18 protein-coding genes and 1 pseudogene are annotated in these 18,137 nt (G+C 43.7%); 10 read left to right on the forward strand and 9 right to left on the reverse strand.

Features of this window, described 5'->3' with window-relative positions; genetic code table 11:
* The 5 genes and pseudogenes from VM932_RS07805 to VM932_RS07825 form a co-directional block, all read left to right on the forward strand.
* A pseudogene (locus VM932_RS07805) lies at nt 1-549 on the forward strand (hypothetical protein); the annotation flags it as partial.
* Complete coding sequence (locus tag VM932_RS07810; RefSeq protein WP_326278239.1) at nt 549-1,715, forward strand: T9SS type B sorting domain-containing protein; 1,167 nt, start codon at nt 549-551, stop codon at nt 1,713-1,715. The pseudogene VM932_RS07805 and the gene VM932_RS07810, both read left to right, overlap by 1 nt.
* A gap of 337 nt (nt 1,716-2,052) precedes the next feature.
* A complete protein-coding gene (locus VM932_RS07815; RefSeq protein ID WP_326278240.1) occupies nt 2,053-2,784 on the forward strand; it encodes a M15 family metallopeptidase in 732 nt (243 codons plus the stop codon).
* A 39-nt stretch (nt 2,785-2,823) separates the two neighbouring features.
* Complete coding sequence (locus VM932_RS07820; protein ID WP_326278241.1) at nt 2,824-3,594, forward strand: M48 family metalloprotease; 771 nt, start codon at nt 2,824-2,826, stop codon at nt 3,592-3,594.
* 120 nt (nt 3,595-3,714) lie between these two features.
* On the forward strand, nt 3,715-3,882 hold the full coding sequence (locus tag VM932_RS07825) for a DUF6747 family protein (RefSeq protein ID WP_293167619.1): 168 nt from the start codon (nt 3,715-3,717) through the stop codon (nt 3,880-3,882).
* Nucleotides 3,883-3,981: 99 nt separating this feature from the next.
* Here VM932_RS07825 and VM932_RS07830 read toward each other — a convergent pair whose 3' ends face one another.
* The gene (locus tag VM932_RS07830; protein WP_326278243.1) at nt 3,982-4,374 is read right to left on the reverse strand and encodes an ankyrin repeat domain-containing protein; all 393 of its coding nucleotides are present in this window, start codon (nt 4,372-4,374) and stop codon (nt 3,982-3,984) included.
* A gap of 208 nt (nt 4,375-4,582) precedes the next feature.
* Between VM932_RS07830 and gpmI the strand changes: the two genes are divergently transcribed.
* The 3 genes from gpmI (at nt 4,583) to VM932_RS07845 (ending at nt 7,923) form a co-directional block, all read left to right on the forward strand.
* Nucleotides 4,583-6,100, forward strand: coding sequence for a 2,3-bisphosphoglycerate-independent phosphoglycerate mutase (gene gpmI, locus VM932_RS07835; RefSeq protein ID WP_326278244.1), 1,518 nt, complete (start codon nt 4,583-4,585; stop codon nt 6,098-6,100).
* Between the two features lie 45 nt (nt 6,101-6,145).
* On the forward strand, nt 6,146-6,964 hold the full coding sequence (gene map / locus VM932_RS07840; RefSeq protein ID WP_326278245.1) for a type I methionyl aminopeptidase: 819 nt from the start codon (nt 6,146-6,148) through the stop codon (nt 6,962-6,964).
* Nucleotides 6,965-7,158: 194 nt separating this feature from the next.
* Nucleotides 7,159-7,923 (forward strand): class I SAM-dependent methyltransferase, encoded by a 765-nt coding sequence (locus VM932_RS07845; protein ID WP_326278246.1) that lies wholly within the window; start codon nt 7,159-7,161, stop codon nt 7,921-7,923.
* On the opposite strand, the gene VM932_RS07850 is transcribed toward VM932_RS07845, so the two are convergent.
* The 8 genes from VM932_RS07850 to VM932_RS07885 form a co-directional block, all read right to left on the reverse strand.
* Complete coding sequence (locus VM932_RS07850; protein WP_326278247.1) at nt 7,924-8,928, reverse strand: FAD:protein FMN transferase; 1,005 nt, start codon at nt 8,926-8,928, stop codon at nt 7,924-7,926. It lies immediately after the preceding gene.
* Complete coding sequence (locus VM932_RS07855) at nt 8,929-9,288, reverse strand: Na(+)-translocating NADH-quinone reductase subunit F (protein WP_326278248.1); 360 nt, start codon at nt 9,286-9,288, stop codon at nt 8,929-8,931.
* Nucleotides 9,289-9,375: 87 nt separating this feature from the next.
* Nucleotides 9,376-10,686 (reverse strand): NADH:ubiquinone reductase (Na(+)-transporting) subunit F, encoded by a 1,311-nt coding sequence (gene nqrF, locus VM932_RS07860; protein ID WP_326278249.1) that lies wholly within the window; start codon nt 10,684-10,686, stop codon nt 9,376-9,378.
* Nucleotides 10,687-10,689: 3 nt separating this feature from the next.
* The gene (gene nqrE, locus VM932_RS07865) at nt 10,690-11,439 is read right to left on the reverse strand and encodes an NADH:ubiquinone reductase (Na(+)-transporting) subunit E (RefSeq protein ID WP_326278250.1); all 750 of its coding nucleotides are present in this window, start codon (nt 11,437-11,439) and stop codon (nt 10,690-10,692) included.
* A gap of 11 nt (nt 11,440-11,450) precedes the next feature.
* Nucleotides 11,451-12,098, reverse strand: coding sequence for an NADH:ubiquinone reductase (Na(+)-transporting) subunit D (locus VM932_RS07870; protein WP_326278251.1), 648 nt, complete (start codon nt 12,096-12,098; stop codon nt 11,451-11,453).
* 1 nt (nt 12,099) lies between these two features.
* Nucleotides 12,100-12,849: a Na(+)-translocating NADH-quinone reductase subunit C gene (locus tag VM932_RS07875; protein WP_326278252.1), complete on the reverse strand. Its 750-nt coding sequence runs from the start codon at nt 12,847-12,849 to the stop codon at nt 12,100-12,102.
* A 2-nt stretch (nt 12,850-12,851) separates the two neighbouring features.
* Nucleotides 12,852-14,102, reverse strand: a complete 1,251-nt coding sequence (locus tag VM932_RS07880; RefSeq protein ID WP_326278253.1) for an NADH:ubiquinone reductase (Na(+)-transporting) subunit B — start codon at nt 14,100-14,102, stop codon at nt 12,852-12,854.
* A gap of 1 nt (nt 14,103) precedes the next feature.
* Entirely contained in the window at nt 14,104-15,456 is a 1,353-nt protein-coding gene (locus VM932_RS07885) for a Na(+)-translocating NADH-quinone reductase subunit A (protein ID WP_326278254.1), read from the reverse strand.
* Nucleotides 15,457-15,607: 151 nt separating this feature from the next.
* On the opposite strand from VM932_RS07885, the gene VM932_RS07890 reads away from it, so the two are divergent.
* Together VM932_RS07890 and VM932_RS07895 are read left to right on the forward strand one after the other, a co-directional pair.
* Entirely contained in the window at nt 15,608-16,852 is a 1,245-nt protein-coding gene (locus tag VM932_RS07890) for a type IX secretion system plug protein (RefSeq protein ID WP_326278255.1), read from the forward strand.
* A gap of 31 nt (nt 16,853-16,883) precedes the next feature.
* Nucleotides 16,884-18,137 (forward strand): DUF3667 domain-containing protein, encoded by a 1,254-nt coding sequence (locus tag VM932_RS07895; protein WP_326278256.1) that lies wholly within the window; start codon nt 16,884-16,886, stop codon nt 18,135-18,137.

Genomic DNA, 18,137 nt, shown 5'->3' on the forward strand with positions numbered 1-18,137 from the left:
GACGAGGACGGAAACCCGACCAACATCGACCTAACCGCGGCCGTGGAGGCCGTGGAGACCGTCACGACTCTGGTGGACAATGGCGATGGAACACTGAGCTATACAGACGAGGACGGAAACCCGACCAACATCGATCTAACCGCGGCCGTGGAGGCCGTGGAGACCGTTACGACTCTGGTGGACAATGGCGATGGAACCTTTGCTTATGCGAATGAGAACAATGTAAGTACAAATTTTAATACTACTGCTAAGCCAATAATTGTAACAACCGATGAGAGTTTCGATATTGATGTATCCCATTATACTATAATTTTAAACGATACTAACCCTCCTAGTACAGACTTAAACGTTGATATTGTCAACCTTCCTGCAGCTAATGACACTAGTATCGATTTTGGAAAAATTTTTATAATAAAAAATAATAGGCAGATTGATGTAAATATTAATATTGAAAACTCAGTCACGCAACCTGACTTTATATTAAATGGAGGAACAAATGAAGCCCTTTGGATCCAAACGGATGGGAATAACTGGTACCAAATCAACTAATGAAACCCCTCCTCCACATAGCGTTTTTGTTATCGGTCAGCTTTGGGTTGGCCCAAAGCGGTCTGTACAACAGCGGCAACTTCAGCGTGCACAACAATGCCAACATTGGTCTGCACACCGATTTTATAAACGATGCCAACTTTGACCAAACCAATGGACTGGTCGGTTTTTATGGTAACCGTGCCATCATTGTTTCCGGGAGCATTCCCCCAACCCTTTGGGACACGGAGATTATGATGGACAGCAACGTGTTTTTACAAAATCCCGTCATGGTCCGGAACAACGTCAATTTTATTGATGGCAATTTCCTGACTCCGACCAACATACCTGCGGTGAACCTCAGTTTTATGGACCAAGGTTTTTTCACCGGAGAAAGCGATGCATCCAAAGTAACGGGCTTTGCCGCCATTAACAACCGCGATGTATTTTCGTTCCCCGTGGGCGACCCGGAGCAGCTACGACCTTTAACATTAAACTCACAAAGCACCACACCTTTGGCCGTATGCGCCTATTTTTTTGAGGACCCCTCCGCTCCTTCCTCTATTTTGGAAAGTTTTGACACCGAAGAAAAAGTACAGGACATCGGAACTGTTACCGATCGCGAATTCTGGGTCTTACAAAGCGATGTGCCCGCACGAGTGACCATTTCGTGGAACACGAGGAGTGCTTTGGGCACCATTCCCAATGCCACTTTGGAATCCATTATTGTGGTGGGATGGAGCAAATCGTCCAACCAATGGGTGATTATCGGCAACGCTGCGATTAGTGGTGACCTTACACAGGGTTTTGTTACTTCCGAAACCTTTGTGCCCAGCAATTATGCGGCCATTACCTTTGGTACCATTCCCCTGCCCACGGATACCTTTGCCGTGGAAAACCCCACCTTGGGCAACTACTTTTTGAGTCCAAATGGCGATGGCACCAACGATTTTTTGGTGATTGACGGCATGGAGGAATCACCGAACAACAGTTTGCGTATTTTTAACCGATACGGACAAAAGGTTTTTGAGAAAGTAAACTACACCAACGATTTTTACGGCCTTGCCAACACGGGAACCTTGATCACCAACCAAGCTTCAGGTCTGCCCGAAGGTGTTTATTTTTACCTGGTCACCTTGGATGATCTGGAACTGGAGTATTCCGGTTTCCTTTTCTTGGACCGATAGCAGTCACCTTATTTCATTTCTACTTGAATACAAAAACTCACTTATTTGGATTCCCATTTTCATGGGAATGACGACTTCAAACCCCTACAATGACATCGGGGAATGCTTTTTCAATTAAAAATACTTCTTAACTTGGTGAAAAATCTGAAAAAAAGTGGTGTGACCAAGAGTTTCCATTCTAAGGTTGCCATTCTGAATGTATCGTAGCGAAATGAAGAATCTTTTTGATTCCCGTGAGATTCCGCTCTTTGATTTCGACAGCGCTCAATCTTACAGTTCGGAGTGGTAGGTTTTTAAATTAATTGGAACCTGGGCAGCATCCATAAAAATTACATCAATGAAAAGAAGGACTTTTATTAAAACTGCTTCTGCATCAGGCCTGGCCTGTACCATCCCTCCCATTTTACCCGATTTTTATGGCCCGGATTACTCCACGGCCGAGCTTATGGGCAAAGCGGATATTGAACTCTTTGGCGAGGGCATCAATTTAAAGGAAGAGGCGTACAAGTCCTTTTTGGAAATGAAAAAAGCGGCCTATTCCGATGGTTTTGACATTAAAATAGTATCCAGTTTCAGGGATTTTTACCATCAAGAGCGCATTTGGGAGCGCAAATATCTAAGCTATACCGAAGAAGGTATGGCCCCTTTGGAGGCTATTGACAAGATTATTGAATATTCCACCATTCCGGGAACGAGCAGGCACCATTGGGGCACCGACATCGATATTATCGATGGGTTCCCCAAAGTATCGGGCGATGTGCTGGATTCCGAAAAATTTGAGACGGGCGGTCCTTTTGAAGGACTCAAGCTTTGGCTGGACGAAAACTCGACAAAATACGGCTTCTATCTTGTCTACACCAACAATCCCAGAAGAAGAGGGTTTAAGTACGAGCCCTGGCATTACAGTTATGCGCCCATATCCATTCCCATGCTAACGGCCTACCGTAAGCTCAACATTTTAAAGTTGATGCAACAAGAAAGGTTTCTGGGCAAAGAACATTTTACCGCTGGTTTTATAAGAACCTACGTTCAGGACAATATCTTGGACATAAACCCTGTACTGCTATAACGGTTTTTTTGTATCTTCAACTTACCAGTACACTAGCCCATGAGAATCGGAAGAGGAAGTTGGAGGATACGCATCCTGATCGGTTTGGCCATTGTTGCTTTTGCCTTTATTCGTAGGTGCAGCAACCAAGAAGAAAATCCCTATACCGGTAGAACCCAGAACATAGACATGACCACGGAACAGGAGATTGCCATTGGGCTGCAAGCTGCTCCGGAAATGGCGCAGCAGCACGGGGGGCTCTATCCGGACGAGCGTATGCAGGCTTTGGTGGACGCCGTGGGTAACAAACTGGTGCAAAATAGTGTGGCCAAGGAAACCCCTTATCAATACGAATTTCATCTTTTGGCGGACGACCGCACCATCAATGCCTTTGCGCTGCCCGGCGGACAGATTTTCATCACTTATGCCCTGTTCTCCCAACTCAACGAACCACAACTTGCCGGTGTCTTGGGCCATGAAATCGGCCATGTGATCGGCAGACATTCTGCCGAACGCATAGCCGAAAGCAATTTTTGGCAAACCTTGGCCACGGGCGCTTCGGTCGGTGGCGATATGGGCGGTTTGGTTGCGGGCATCGGCCAAAACACCCTTTTAACCAATGGCAGGGGCGACGAATTGGAGAGTGATGAACTCGGCGTATTATTTATGATAGCGTCCGGGTACGACCCCAATGAGATGATAGCGGTCATGAAAGTATTGAAAGCGGCCGCAGGACCCAACAGGGTTCCCGAGTTCCAAAGTACCCACCCCGACCCCGAAAACCGTATTGAAAAGATAAAGGAAGCCATCGAAAAATATTCAGGTCGATAGAATTGGTGGTTTATCGATAAAAAAAGGAGATTGGCTTAATTTCCGTACCTTTGGGTAAACGGCCCAAATCCTACTAAGTTTCTCTTAATCTTTTTGTTATGCAATAAAAAGAGAGAACATATGGGAACACTATTACATTTTAAAGACCTCTATTTAGAGGCATTTGACGATTGCAAACCTAGCTTTGTAGTGCTCTTTTTAAAAGGGTATTCTATATTTTGCGGGGTCATGCTTGTTATGGCCCTATATGCATTTTTGTACCGGGCTTTTACCGGCTTTGAATTTTAAGTCAAGAGGGCCATACTCTTTTGCAAGAACACTAATATATGAAATGAAAAAGGGCCCATCCATTGGATGCGCCCTTTTTCATTGGAATAAACTCCCTTTCTATTTTTTCATAGCAGCTTCCAACACGGCCTGTGCCTCAGTGGCGTTGGACAATTTGGCATATTTCATGGCGGTCATACCCCCGTCGCAACGTTTTTTAAGGTCTGCCCCATGATCGATAAGTACTTGTAATACTTCGACCTTGTTGTAACGGGCCGCGTAATGGATAGGTGCCTTGCCCAAAGATTTTTGGTTGACGTCCTCTCCAAGTTCAATGAATTTTTTAACCGTCTCTACATCGCCCTGCATTACAGCCTTGCAAAAACTGCTGAGCTCATCCGGGCTTACCATTTCAATGGAGGTTCCAAAATCGTTTGTTTTTAGTTCGTTGGCAGAAACGCCGCTTAGGGCCAACAAGCAAACTGTGGCCACTGTAAAAATTGTTTTTTTCATGATGAATTGTTTTTGATTAATGAATTTACTTCTCATAAAAATAGACTTATCAAAACATGTGATGTTACACGATTAACAGTTAAATAACGAAACTTTAACAATCTTTCAATTTTGTCGTAAAATTATTAACAAGTTCATAATTAGAATTTTAACAAAAAACTAGGGCATCCAACCAGATCACTTTATTTTTGTGGTACAATATTTCACTATGAACAAAAAGGTTATTCTCATGATTTTGGATGGTTGGGGAAAATCCCCAGATCCAAAGGTTTCGGCAATTGAAAAGGCCAACACTCCATTTATCGATTCACTATACACAAAATACCCAGATGCCGATCTGCACACCGACGGAATGAACGTTGGATTGCCCGAGGGACAGATGGGAAACAGTGAGGTAGGGCACATGAACCTTGGCGCGGGAAGAATCGTGTACCAGGATCTGGCCAAGATCAACAAAGCCGTAAAAGAAGACACCTTAAAAAAAGAAAAAGTACTCCAAGATGCTTTTGAATATGCCAAGGCAAACCATAAACCGGTCCACTTTTTAGGCTTGGTGAGCGATGGTGGGGTGCATAGCCACATCGACCACTTAAAGGCCTTGATCAAAGCCGCCGACGAAAGCGGTGTGGAAAATGCTTTTGTACACGCTTTTACCGATGGTCGGGATGTAGACCCAAAAAGTGGTAAAGGCTTTTTGGTGGATCTTGATAATTACTGCTCCGACAAGAAGACCAAATTGGCCACAGTTATTGGCAGGTATTACGCCATGGACCGTGACAAAAGATGGGAGCGTGTAAAAATGGCCTATGATGTTGTCGTAAATGCAGCAGGAGAAAAAATACAGCATATTGGTGAGGCCATGCAAAAAAGTTATGATGACGGTGTTACGGATGAATTCATCAAACCCTTGGTTTTAACCGATGCCAATAATGAGCCCCTTGCCAAAATCCAAGATGGGGATGTTATTGTTTTCTTCAATTTTAGAACAGATCGTGGCCGTGAGCTGACCCAAGCCTTGAGCCAGCAGGATTTCCATGAGCAGAACATGCACAAAATGGATTTGTACTATGTTACCATGACGAATTATGATGATTCTTTCAAAGGAATCAAAATCATATTCAACAAAGAGAACATAAAAGATACCCTGGGTGAGACCCTTGCCAAAAATGGTAAGAAGCAAATCCGCATCGCCGAAACCGAAAAGTATCCGCACGTTACCTTTTTCTTCAATGGGGGCCGCGAAGAACCTTTTGAGGGAGAACAGCGTATTCTTTGCCCGTCACCCAAAGTAGCCACCTACGACCTTCAACCCGAAATGAGCGCTTACGACATTCGCGATGCCATTGTCCCTGAATTAAAGAAAGGGGAAGCGGACTTTGTATGCCTCAATTTTGCCAATCCCGATATGGTCGGGCACACCGGGGTTATGGAGGCTGCCATAAAAGCCTGTGAAACCGTTGACCAATGTGCCAAAGATGTGATAACCGCTGGACTGGAAAACGGCTATTCCACCATAGTGATTGCAGATCATGGAAACTGCGACACCATGATCAACCCAGATGGTAGCCCCAACACGGCGCATACCACCAACCCGGTTCCGCTTATTTTGGTGGACAACGACATAAAAGAGGTAAAAAGCGGCGTTTTGGGCGATATCGCTCCTACCATTCTTAAATTATTGGGCGTTCCCCAACCCGAATTAATGACGCAAAAACCATTGGTGTAGACAAACATTCCTTAAAATCCCCAGAATCAATTTATCTTTGCGGCTATGATTCATGTAAAAACAGCTGAAGAAATTGAGTTGATGCGCGAGAGCGCTTTGGTGGTATCCAAAACTTTGGGCCTCTTGGCCAAGGAAATAAAGCCCGGGGCCAGTCCATTGAAATTGGATAAAATGGCCGAAGAATTTATTCGGGAACAGGGAGCCGTACCCGGTTTTTTGGGGATGTACGATTTTCCGAACACCTTAAATTGGAGTCCAAATGCCCAAGTGGTACATGGTATACCAGGCAGTGAACCCTTAAAGGAGGGCGACATTGTTTCCGTGGATTGTGGAGCCGTTAAAAATGGTTTCCACGGAGACCATGCCTATACTTTTGAAGTGGGTGAAGTTGCTGAAGAAACCAAAAAACTGCTCAAGGTTACCAAAGAATCGCTTTATATAGGCATAAGGGAGTTTAAACTGGGTAATCGCGTAGGCGATGTAGGCTATGCCATTCAAAAATATACAGAAGACCATGGGTACGGCGTGGTACGCGAATTGGTAGGTCACGGTCTGGGCCGAGAGCTCCACGAGGATCCACAAATGCCCAACTACGGCAAAAGAGGCCGTGGCAAAAAGTTTGTAAACGGTATGGTTGTCGCCATAGAACCCATGATCAACATGGGCACAAAACGCATAAAACAATTAAAGGATGGTTGGACCATACTTACTGCCGATGGCAAACCAAGTGCACACTTTGAACACGATGTAGCCCTTGTGGAGGGTAAACCTGAACTACTATCCACCTACCAATATATTTATGATGCCCTGGGGATTACCAGCGACGAAGAGGATGAGTTCCGTAGTAAGAAATTGGTGCTTTAAATAAGTTCTGATGTAAATTCGTCAATTCGGGTGATTTTTGGGAGTGAAACGTTCAAAAGTTTTATCGAGAATTTGAAAAGCGGCCCTCAATCCACAGTTCTCGATACTTTTTCCTGAAGGAAAAAACCCGAACTGACCTATTGTTTGACTCAATAGGCAGTCTAGGTGTACAACAGGCATTAATCATTTTATCCGTGTCAAAAATATTTAAATACTTCCTTAATCTAATTCCCAGACCCTTACTTATCCGATTAAGTTATTGGGTACGCCCGTTGATTGCCTTTTCCCTAAAGGGAAGCTCATATACCGACCCGATTGACGGTAAATCATTCAGGAAATTTTTGCCTTATGGTTATGAGGCCCCGAGGGAAAATGTACTCTCCCCTTCTACCCTTTCGTTGGAAAGGCATCGATTACTGTGGCTGTACCTGAAAAACGAAACGGATTTCTTCACTAAACCGTTAAAGTTGCTTCACTTTGCCCCGGAACAAGCCTTTTACAAACGCTTTAAAAAGTTGAATAATTTGGAATACACCACAACGGACCTCAATTCACCTTTGGCTGATGTAAGGGCTGATATCTGCAACTTACCTTTTGATGACAATACCTTCGACGTGATTTTATGCAACCACGTCTTGGAACATATTCCCGATCACACCAAGGCCATGCAAGAACTCTATCGCATCATGAAACCTGGAGGATGGGGCATATTTCAAATTCCACAGGACTTGAATCGGGAAAAAACCTTTGAGGATGATTCCATTACCGATAAAAAAGAAAGAGCACGCATTTTTGGGCAGTATGATCATGTCCGGATATACGGACGGGATTATTTTGACAAGCTTCGCAGTATTGGATTTGTGGTTGAAGAGGTGGATTACACCAAAAAAATCCCAAAGGAAACGGTTGAAAAGTACAGATTGGCGAAAGGTGAAATTATTCCAGTGGTCAGGAAATGATCAATTCTTGACCAAAGCCCCAAAACCCGGCGTAAAAAACTCCTGTGTCTGCCCATTTTCATCCAAATAGATGATGTAGGCTTCCAACTCCCCATGATTTTCAAGCACTTGTTTGGAATCTTCCAGGTCCATCACCATAAAGGTTGTTGCAAACGCATCGGCAACAGCACAGGTCTTTGCCACAACACTTGTGGCCAGTACATTGGAATTTTTGGTGTATCCTGTCTTAGGGTCTATGGTATGCACATACTTTTCCCCTGTTTCAGGGTCTACCCTAAATTTTCGGTAATTGCCAGATGAGGCCATCGCTACATCTTTCAAGGAAACTATCTGTTTTAGCTGACGACCGGTTTCCGCCTGCGGATCATCTATACCAACGGACCATTGTTTCCCCGAATCAAGGTTGGTTCCCTTGGCGAGAACCTCCCCACCAACTTCCACCAAATAGTTTTTGATGCCCTTTTCATCCAGCATGGCCCCCAATCGGTCTATGGCATACCCTTTGGCCACGGCATTAAAATCAAAACGGATGGACGGATGGGCCTTTGTAATGGTATTATCTGCGTTCAATTGTACCTTTTCCCATCCTACGTAACCCAATAAGCTATCCACACGTAGGCTATCAAGCTCCAACTGCTCGCCCGGGCCAAATCCCCAAGCATTGGCCAAAACACCCACAGTGGGGTCAAAATAGCCATTTGAAGCTTTGTGAACCTTACTTGAAACTTCAAATACCTCTTTGAACATATCATCCACGACAATAGTGGAGTCACCCGCATTGATCTTGGAAATATCGGATGAGGGAATATAAGTGGACATGGATTGGTTCAGCACTTGAAAAACAGAGTCTATCTCCTGTTGATAGTCCAACTCCCCATCAGCAATGTAAATGATGGAATAGGTGGTCCCCAATGCATTGCCCCAATTCTGGTTTTTGACGTGTTCCTTTGGCGTACAGTTTAAAAAAAGTACGACCAATCCTAAAAACAATACTTTATACTTCATTTATATTTCAATTAAACCTTGATAGTCCACCACATATTCTTCATCCAAATACAACGGTTCGGTCCTGTCCACGGCATTGGAGAGTCCGACACCAGCAAAATAGGTTCTGGCCTCGAATTTCTCCGCGTGATTCTTTACGGTACGCATCAATTCTTCATCATACTCCCTTGGGTTTAGGGGGAATTCCACATTCCTAACCACTATAAAATGCAACACCTTTTCCTTTAGGCACACATACTGCGGGTTTTTCTTGAGCTTACTGTTAATGGCCATAAATTCAAAACCATCGGCCTCAAGCTCGCGCCCCACAATGTTCATGGCCAAGTTGTGCAGTTCCTGTTCTTTTAATTCTCTTCCCATAGCTAACAAAAAAACCGATGCATGAGCATCGGTTTGGTTTTATTCCTACCTCTCGACAATGCTCGAGGTGATAATCAATTTCTGGTTCTATCCTCCAAAGTCGTCGAACCTGATATTCTCATCTGGAATACCAAAATCCTCTCCCATTTTCTGTACGGCTTTGTTCATCAAAGGTGGTCCACAGAAATATAGTTCTATATCCTCTGGCGTTTCATGATGGTTCAAATAGTTATCGATAACACAGTTGTGAATAAACCCAACAAAACCATCCCCTTCTTCATCATGGATGTCTTTCTTCACCTTCCAATTGTCCTCTTCCAGCGGTTCTGAAAGTGCCATGTAAAACTTGAAGTTGGGGAATTCTTTTTCCAATTGCTTGAAATGGTCGATGTAGAACAACTCCCTTTTGGAACGTCCTCCATACCAATAGGTAACTTTTCTATCGGTTTTCAAAGTTCTGAACAAGTGGTACAAGTGCGAACGCATTGGAGCCATTCCGGCACCACCTCCTACGTATAGCATTTCGGCATCGGATTCATTGATGAAGAACTCACCAAATGGACCTGAAATGGTCACGGGGTCGCCTTTTTTCAAACTGAAAATATAAGAAGAGGCAATACCTGGATTTACGTCCATCCATCCGTTCTTGGAACGGTCCCATGGTGGGGTGGCAATACGGACGTTCAACATAATCTCCCTTCCTTCTGCAGGGTAAGAAGCCATGGAATATGCCCTTTCCTCGGTTTCGGGATTTTTCATGACCAATGGCCATAGGTTGAATTTGTCCCACTCCGCTTGAAATTTGTCCGGAGTTTCGTGCTCCTCTGGGTGGGCTGTAATATCGATATCGGAATATTTTACCTCACATGGTGGAATTTCAATCTGGATGTATCCGCCTGCTTTGTAATTCATTTCCTCTGGAATCTCAACAACAAACTCCTTGATAAAAGAGGCCACGTTATAGTTACGCACCACTTTGGCATTCCATTTTTTAATACCGAACACCTCTTCGGGAATGGTAATTTCCATATCCTGTTTTACCTTGACCTGACAGGCCAAACGAGCGCCCTCGCTCAACTCCTTTTTGGAAAAGTGCGGGGTTTCGGTAGGCAATGCTTCGCCTCCACCTGAAAGTACGTGGCATTCGCACTGAATACAGGTTCCACCTCCACCACAAGCGGATGGGAGGAATATTTTTTGGTTACCCAGGGTGGACAACAGGGAGCCTCCCGAGCCTACCTCCAACTCCTTTTCACCATTAATGGTAATCGTTACAGGACCGGATGGGGATAGTTTCTCCTTAGTGAACAGCAATAGCGCCACTAAGACTAACAACAAAACAAGAAATGCTACTACGGTAATTAGAATAGTACCCCCGGTACTTGCGGCTAATATCATCTTCTATCTGTTTATGGCTTCGTTATAAGAGACTGCTTCTTCCTTATCCTCAATCTCTTTTTTAATTTCTTTTTCTTCTTGGACTTCTTGGGCCTCAACGGTTGTGCTTTGGGTTTCCTCTGGTGGTTCGTTGTCTCCTGTGAGCATGCCTCCAAAGCTTTGGAACCCGATTCCCATTAAGCCTGTGATTATAAAAGTGATTCCCAAACCTCGCAGTGGCGCGGGCACGTTCGAATATCTGATCTTTTCGCGAATGGCCGCAATGGTCAAAATAGCCAAGAACCATCCAATCCCCGAGCTTACCCCATAATTCAAGGCCAACCCAATATTAGGGATATCCCTTGTCTGCATAAACAAGGAACCCCCCAAGATGGCACAGTTCACCGCAATCAAAGGCAAGAAAATACCCAAGGAGTTGTACAGTGATGGCGAAAATTTCTCTACCACGATCTCCACCAACTGCACCATTGTGGCAATGGTTGCAATAAATAGAATGAACGATAGGAAACTAAGGTCGTAATCGGCGTATTCCGGGCCTAACCAAACCAAGGCTCCATCTTGCAGCAAATATTTATCCAACAACCAGTTTAAGGGCACGGTAACGCCCAACACGAATATTACGGCAGCTCCCAATCCTACAGCTGTAGAAACCTTTTTGGATACGGCCAAGTAGGAACACATTCCCAAAAAGACCGCAAACACCATATTGTCTACGAAGATTGATCTAAAAAATAGTTCTAAATGCTCTAACATGCTTCCTTAGTTTATGCTTCTTCAATTAATGCTCTATTTCTGGAGCGTTGCACCCAAATAATGATTCCCACAACAATCAATGCCGCAGGTGGTATGATCATAAATCCATTGTTTTCGTAACCGATGGAGTACAATCCAGTTTTTGCGATGGGATCCCCCAATACTTTGAACCCGAAAAGTGTTCCAGAACCAAGGAGTTCCCTAAAGAACCCTACTATGACCAGAATGATCCCATATCCTAGAGCGTTCCCTATTCCATCAAGAAAAGCTCTGCGGGGACCGTTTCCTAATGCAAAAGCCTCAAAACGTCCCATAATGATACAGTTGGTGATAATAAGGCCGATAAATACCGATAGGGTCTTACTTAGGTCGTAGGCAAAAGCCTTTAATACTTGATCCACAATAATAACCAAGGCGGCAACCACGACCAACTGTACAATGATCCTGATTTTTGATGGGATGATATTTCGTATGAGCGAAATTACCACGTTACCCACTCCCATTACAAACAATACGGATATTGCCATTACCACCGAAGCTTTTAGCTCCGCGGTAATTGCCAAGGCGGAACAGATACCCAATACTTGAATGGTGATAGGGTTGTTATCCGCTAACGGGTCTTTTATCAGATTTGCATCTTTTTTTGATAGTAGCGCCATATTAATTGGATCTAATGGTTTGTAAATAGGGTTTGTAAAGCTTCAGGCTCTCTTTGATCATTGCGGTTACCCCATTACCGGTAATGGTAGCACCTGCCAAAGCATCTACTGCGTTATCTTCTTTATTGTTGTTCAATGGATCGTTGTTCCCTTTTGCTACATTAACACCTGCATAGGTATTGCCGTCCATAACGGATTCCCCCTTGAAGTCGTCCATAAAAAAACGTTGGTTAATATTGGAACCCAGTCCAGGGGTTTCTCCCTTATGATCAAAAAAGACGCCTTTTATTTCCATGTTCTCATCCAAGGAAATATATCCCCAGATCGCATCCCAAAGTCCTTTACCGTACATGGGGATGATATAGAATTTTTCCCCGTCCTTTTCACCGATCAACAAGGGAAGTTCTGCGTCCTCCCCATTCTTGGCTTTTGCTATTTCTTTCTGTACATCGATTAGGTAAGCATTCTCTTTTTCCACTGCTTCGGAACCTTTCAATACCAACTGGGAAGTTATGAATTTGGAAAATTGCTCTTCAACTGTAGTCGTTGGTACAAAGGAAACATCTCCATCGCCCTCATTTTGATCGACCCCCATGGCATAAAGGATGTTTTGTTGCTTTTCGAAGCGTTCGTTCTCATCAATCCTTGGTTTAAGGCCAGATGCAACAAAAGCCAGTAGCGATCCCACAACAACAACCATTAAGACCGCAAAGATTACAGTGTAGCTATTTTTTTCTGTATTGATTGCCATAATTAAGCTGTTTCCGTTTTTAATGAATCAACCTCATCCGATGTTTTTGGATATATGGTCGCTGTCTTAAATCGTTTCAATCTCTTTCTAATGTTGCCCCTTACCACGTAGTGGTCAATGGTAGGTGCGAATACGTTCATCAACAAGATGGCCAAGAACACACCTTCTGGATATCCTGGGTTGAACACCCGGATCATTACGGACAGGAACCCGATAAAGAATCCGTAGTACCATTTTCCTTTATTGGTCTGAGCACCTGTAACAGGGTCCGTGGCCATAAATACAATACCGAAGGCCAAACCTCCCACCAACAAATGTTGCCAGTAAGGGAAACTCATCAAGGCATAGAACTTACTGTACTCGGGCAACCAACCGGCATCTACAATGCCATTGAATATAAGCCCCATAACCAGAGCACCTACAACGGAACTTACCATAATTCTCCACGAGGCAATTTTTGAGAAAACCAAGAAAAGCCCCCCCAATATGATCAACAGGGTCGATGTTTCCCCAACGGAGCCGGGGATAAATCCGTAGAACATATCGGCCAGTGAATAACTATAGTCCGACCCTTGGGCCAATGAGCCAAGGATGGTTTCCCCTGAAATGGCATCTGCGGTTCCAGCTCTTTCCACAGCTTCGTGGACCCATACTTTATCCCCGCTCATCCATGTTGGATAGGCGAAGAACAAGAATGCGCGTATGGTCAGGGCAGGGTTCAATATATTCATTCCGGTACCACCGAAAACTTCTTTACCGATAACGACACCAAAGGCCACGGCGATGGTCAACATCCAAAGTGGGGTGTCAACGGGCACGATCAATGGAACCAACATACCTGTCACCAAATAACCCTCTTCCACTTCATGGCCCTTGATTACAGCGAACAAAAATTCGATGGCCAAACCAACACCGTAGGATACGATCACCAAAGGTAAAATGGTGGTGATCCCCACCAAAAAGTTATCCCATGTCAAAAAGTGTTCAAACAGATCAAAGCTCTCAGGAAAACCATTGATGGCGGAGTAATGTTGATACCCTGCATTGAACATTCCAAACAGCAAACAAGGCACCAAGGCCATGATCACCGTGTTCATGGTACGTTTTAAATCATCCGCGGCTCGAACATGCGACCCGGAATGGGTTGTTTCGTTCGGTGTATAGAGAAAAGTATGCAGTGCATTAAAGGCAGGGGCCATTTTTTTGCCCTGATACTTAAGTTTTAACTGATGTAATTTTTCTTTCATGCCCATATTATCCAAGTTCTTTTTGCAACAAATCCAATCCTTCCCTGATTATTTGTTGGTGCGGTTGTTTTGATATGCATATGAATTCCGTCAAGGAGAAATCCTCGGGAGCCACTTCGTAGAGTCCCAATTGCTCCATTTCATCCAAATCCTTTACCATACAGGCCTTCAAAAGTTGAAGTGGGTATATGTCCAGAGGAAAAACCTCTTCGTACCTGCCCGTTACCACAAAAGCCCTGTGCTCTCCATTGGTATTGGTGTCCAAATCATATTTTTTGTTGGGCTGTAGCCAAGAAAAGGTCAATGCCCTTGTAGACGAAATTTTATTGAACACTGGCTTGTTCCACCCAAAAAATTCGTAATCGTCCCCTTCTGGAATGGCGGTAACCGTATTATTGTAAAAACCAAGATGTCCCTCAGTACTGGTTTTAGTACCTGTAAGCACATCCCCGTTTATCAACCTAAACCTATCTTCCTTTACACCACTTGCATATAAAAAAGTGGATATTTCGGCTCCGATTTTGGTCTTATAGTATTTTGGCTCCTTGATAACAGACCCTGCCAATGCCACAATGCGCTCCGCATTGAACTTACCTGTCAACAACAGCTCACCCAACATCACAAGGTCCTGTGGGGACAACGTCCAGACCACTTCACCTTTGTTCACGGGGTCAATCTTATTGATTTGCGTACCCACCAAGCCCGCTGGATGGGGGCCGGAGATTTTGTGCAGTTCTATTCCTTTAATATCATTGAAAGGCGATCTGCTCGATTTACCGACAGACACATGGATTTTACCCGGTGTAAGCTTGCTAAGACCCATTATCGCTGCTTGAATCTCCTGTTCCTTGTCCTTTAGGACAAAGTCTGGGTCCGCTGCCAATGGCGCCGTAGCGTATGCCGAAACAAATATCGCTTTTGGGGTTGCACTTGGGTCGGCAATTACATCATAAGGTCTTTGTTTAATGAACGGCCATCCTCCACACTGTAAAAGGTAGGATTTAATGGCCTCACCATCTGCCGTATCCAAATCCGGCACCTTATTTATAACATAATTTTGCTCTTTGTCAGCAAGAATCTTTAATGTCAAGATTCTTCTTCTTGCCCCCCTAACAATTTTCACAAGCTCTCCGCTTACCGGGGAAACAAAGTGCATGTCTTCGTTGTTCTTGTTATAAAAGAGGGGTTCGCCCGCTTTTATATCTTCCCCTTGTTTTATCAACATTTTTGGAGTGATTCCGTGGAAATCATCTAGGTTTAGGGCGTATACGTTACTGGTAACAGCTTTGGAAATAGTCTGCTCTGCCGCCCCGACGAGGTTGATGTTCAACCCCTTTCTAATCCGGATGTCTTTAGACATATTGTTGTAGACCTTTTGTTATCAAAATCGGACGCAAATTTAGCACTAAAAGGATTGTTTTCATAATAATTAACCATAAAATTGGGTTTATGCCGAGCTTAATTCCCCAGGCATACTTTTTGTTTACCTTTACCCTAAAATTATGCCCTTGATGCGTTTTACCTTCATATTGTCTCTTTTAGGTTTGATTACCACTCCGGCTTTTGGACAGGTTATGGAAGAGGTAAATCCACCGGAAAACATAAAATCAGTGGTTTTTAAAGGTCCTACCGAAGATCAATTTCCTGTGATACGGCTCGGGGAATCAATGACTTTGGAGTTCGATGACCTCACCGCCAACGAACAGGATTACTATTATAGGATTGTCCATTGCGATTACGATTGGACCCCTTCCCAGTTACTAAAATCCCAATACATATCCGGGGCGGACAACCAACGGATTATTGACTACGAAAACAGCTATACCACCCTGCAGCCCTATTCCAATTACCGGCTCACCATCCCCAACAACAATGTTAAATTAACCGTGAGCGGCAATTTTGTTCTGGAGATCTACAACAGTTATGGCGATCTCCAATTCTCTAGAAGGTTTGTGGTATATCGGGATGCCGTTTCCGTTGCAGGCGCAGTAAAAAGGTCCCGGGATTTCAACTTCATCAATACAAAGCAGGTGGTACAGTTTACTATCAACACAGCTTCCTTTAACGTGGTCAACCCAAAAAAGGAGGTAAAAGTAGCCATCATACAAAACCATCATTGGCCCACGGCATTATACAACATTAAACCCCAATTCACTATCGGTACGGAGCTGGTTTACAAATACAACGAGGAAACCAGTTTTTTTGGCGGCAACGAATACCTAAACTTCGACACCAAGGATCTTCGCTCCCCCAACTTTGCCATATCCAATATTGAAATGAGGGATGTGTACCACCATTATTTGTTCACCAACGAATACCGGTACGACAAAGAATACACCTACTTTCCTGACATTAATGGCGATTTTGTTGTTAGGACGCTTCAAGGGGAGGATGTTTCCAGAGAGGCCGAATATTCCAAGGTCCATTTTAGCCTGCCCTACACCAACCAAATAGGCCTCGATAATGTTTATGTGATCGGAAAGTTCAACAATTATGCACTCGGCGATGGGAACAGGATGACGTTCAACGAATCAACCGGGAAGTTTGAAGCCACTTTGATGATGAAACAGGGCTTTTACAATTATAAGTATGTTGTACAAAGGGAAGATGGTACAATTGAACCCAACCTGGTGAGCGGCAACTTCCACTTTACGGAGAACAACTACTTGATCTTGGTTTATTACAGAGATTTTGGGGACATGTACGATAGTATAATAGGTATAGGGTCCGTAAACTCAAGGAATATCAGTAATTAATTATCTTTAGCCCTAAATCCTTAAAAAAGGTATGGCGAAAAAAGATGGTTTGATCACCAAAGGTCGCTACGAACTAAAGTTTAGGGGCGTAAAATGTCTTAACTGCGGGCACCCGCTCGACATAAGCGACAAGTACTGCCCTAATTGCTCACAGGCCAACAGTACCAAGAAATTAACCCTCAAAGACTTTATCGACGAGTTTTTCTCGGGCCTGATCAATTACGATTCCAGGCTAATAAAATCACTCTCGGCCCTTTTACTTAGACCCGGAAGGATTACAAAGGACTACGTAAATGGCAAAAGGATAACCTACACCAACCCTTTCCGGTTTTTGTTGAGTTTGGCCTTTATCTATTTTTTGATGTTCGCCTACAATTCCAATTTCACCAATCTGGATGAAGCAGCCAAAAATTTTGACGGCAACATTTATGATGGCTCCCCATTTAAATTCGATATGGACTCCGGAGATCTTGAAGTAGACAGCGTTGTCCTCGAAAAGCAATCCAAAAAGGCACAAAGAGCCCTGGATTCCTTAAAAAAGGTAAATCCCGGGGTTTTGGTCGGTATGCAAAAATTTGATTCGATTAAAGCGGTAGACCCCGAACTTTCCCAGCAATTGAAATACTTGGATTCTTTGGGTGTTTTTGTGAACGGGGCACAACAAAAAGTAAAAAAGAAAGACTCCTTTATGGACGCCGACCCAACGGGCTACTTTAAAAATCTCGAAAAAGAATCGGGCATAGGTGGGTTTTCCAAAAAAGTAGAGTTTTTTAGGCATGTGATCAAAAAAGACACCCTTTTTAACTTTGAAGAAGCTGAAACCAGATACAACATAGGCAAAACCTGGACCAATAGAATGGCATTTAACTCCGCAAACAGTATTTTAAGGGCAATAAGGGAACCGGGGAGCTGGGTAAATAGAACCATATCCAAACTTCCTTTCGTCATATTTTTCTTTATGCCGGTGTTCACAGTCTTCATTTGGTTGGTTTACATCAGAAAAAATTATACCTACACCGATCATCTTATTTTTAGTTTCCACAATCAGTCCCTCTTGTTTATCTTGCTCATCCTTAGCCTCACATTGGATACCATATTCAATATAAACAGCTCAGGAATCTTTCTGTTGATTTTTGCCATATACCTGTATAAGGCCATGCGAAAATTCTATGGACAAGGAAGATTTAAAACCATTGTGAAATACATCTTTCTGAACACGGTATTTATGATTCTGGCCTTTTTTACGATCATAGTCACGTTTGCGGGAAGCGGTTTAACCTATTGA

Origin of the sequence: Flagellimonas halotolerans (assembly GCF_035818535.1) — a bacterium.
GTDB classification, from domain to species: Bacteria; Bacteroidota; Bacteroidia; order Flavobacteriales; family Flavobacteriaceae; genus Flagellimonas; species Flagellimonas halotolerans.

Coding starts and splice junctions, on each gene's coding strand:
- VM932_RS07815 (WP_326278240.1), top strand. CDS start 2,053: ATGAAAAGAAGGACTTTTATTAAAACTGCTTCTGCATCAGGCCTGGCC.
- nqrE (WP_326278250.1), bottom strand. CDS start 11,439: ATGTTAGAGCATTTAGAACTATTTTTTAGATCAATCTTCGTAGACAAT.
- VM932_RS07810 (WP_326278239.1), top strand. CDS start 549: ATGAAACCCCTCCTCCACATAGCGTTTTTGTTATCGGTCAGCTTTGGG.
- VM932_RS07890 (WP_326278255.1), top strand. CDS start 15,608: ATGCGTTTTACCTTCATATTGTCTCTTTTAGGTTTGATTACCACTCCG.
- VM932_RS07820 (WP_326278241.1), top strand. CDS start 2,824: ATGAGAATCGGAAGAGGAAGTTGGAGGATACGCATCCTGATCGGTTTG.
- VM932_RS07825 (WP_293167619.1), top strand. CDS start 3,715: ATGGGAACACTATTACATTTTAAAGACCTCTATTTAGAGGCATTTGAC.
- VM932_RS07870 (WP_326278251.1), bottom strand. CDS start 12,098: ATGGCGCTACTATCAAAAAAAGATGCAAATCTGATAAAAGACCCGTTA.
- map (WP_326278245.1), top strand. CDS start 6,146: ATGATTCATGTAAAAACAGCTGAAGAAATTGAGTTGATGCGCGAGAGC.
- nqrF (WP_326278249.1), bottom strand. CDS start 10,686: ATGATATTAGCCGCAAGTACCGGGGGTACTATTCTAATTACCGTAGTA.
- VM932_RS07850 (WP_326278247.1), bottom strand. CDS start 8,928: ATGAAGTATAAAGTATTGTTTTTAGGATTGGTCGTACTTTTTTTAAAC.
- VM932_RS07830 (WP_326278243.1), bottom strand. CDS start 4,374: ATGAAAAAAACAATTTTTACAGTGGCCACAGTTTGCTTGTTGGCCCTA.
- gpmI (WP_326278244.1), top strand. CDS start 4,583: ATGAACAAAAAGGTTATTCTCATGATTTTGGATGGTTGGGGAAAATCC.
- VM932_RS07895 (WP_326278256.1), top strand. CDS start 16,884: ATGGCGAAAAAAGATGGTTTGATCACCAAAGGTCGCTACGAACTAAAG.
- VM932_RS07880 (WP_326278253.1), bottom strand. CDS start 14,102: ATGGGCATGAAAGAAAAATTACATCAGTTAAAACTTAAGTATCAGGGC.
- VM932_RS07855 (WP_326278248.1), bottom strand. CDS start 9,288: ATGGGAAGAGAATTAAAAGAACAGGAACTGCACAACTTGGCCATGAAC.
- VM932_RS07885 (WP_326278254.1), bottom strand. CDS start 15,456: ATGTCTAAAGACATCCGGATTAGAAAGGGGTTGAACATCAACCTCGTC.
- VM932_RS07875 (WP_326278252.1), bottom strand. CDS start 12,849: ATGGCAATCAATACAGAAAAAAATAGCTACACTGTAATCTTTGCGGTC.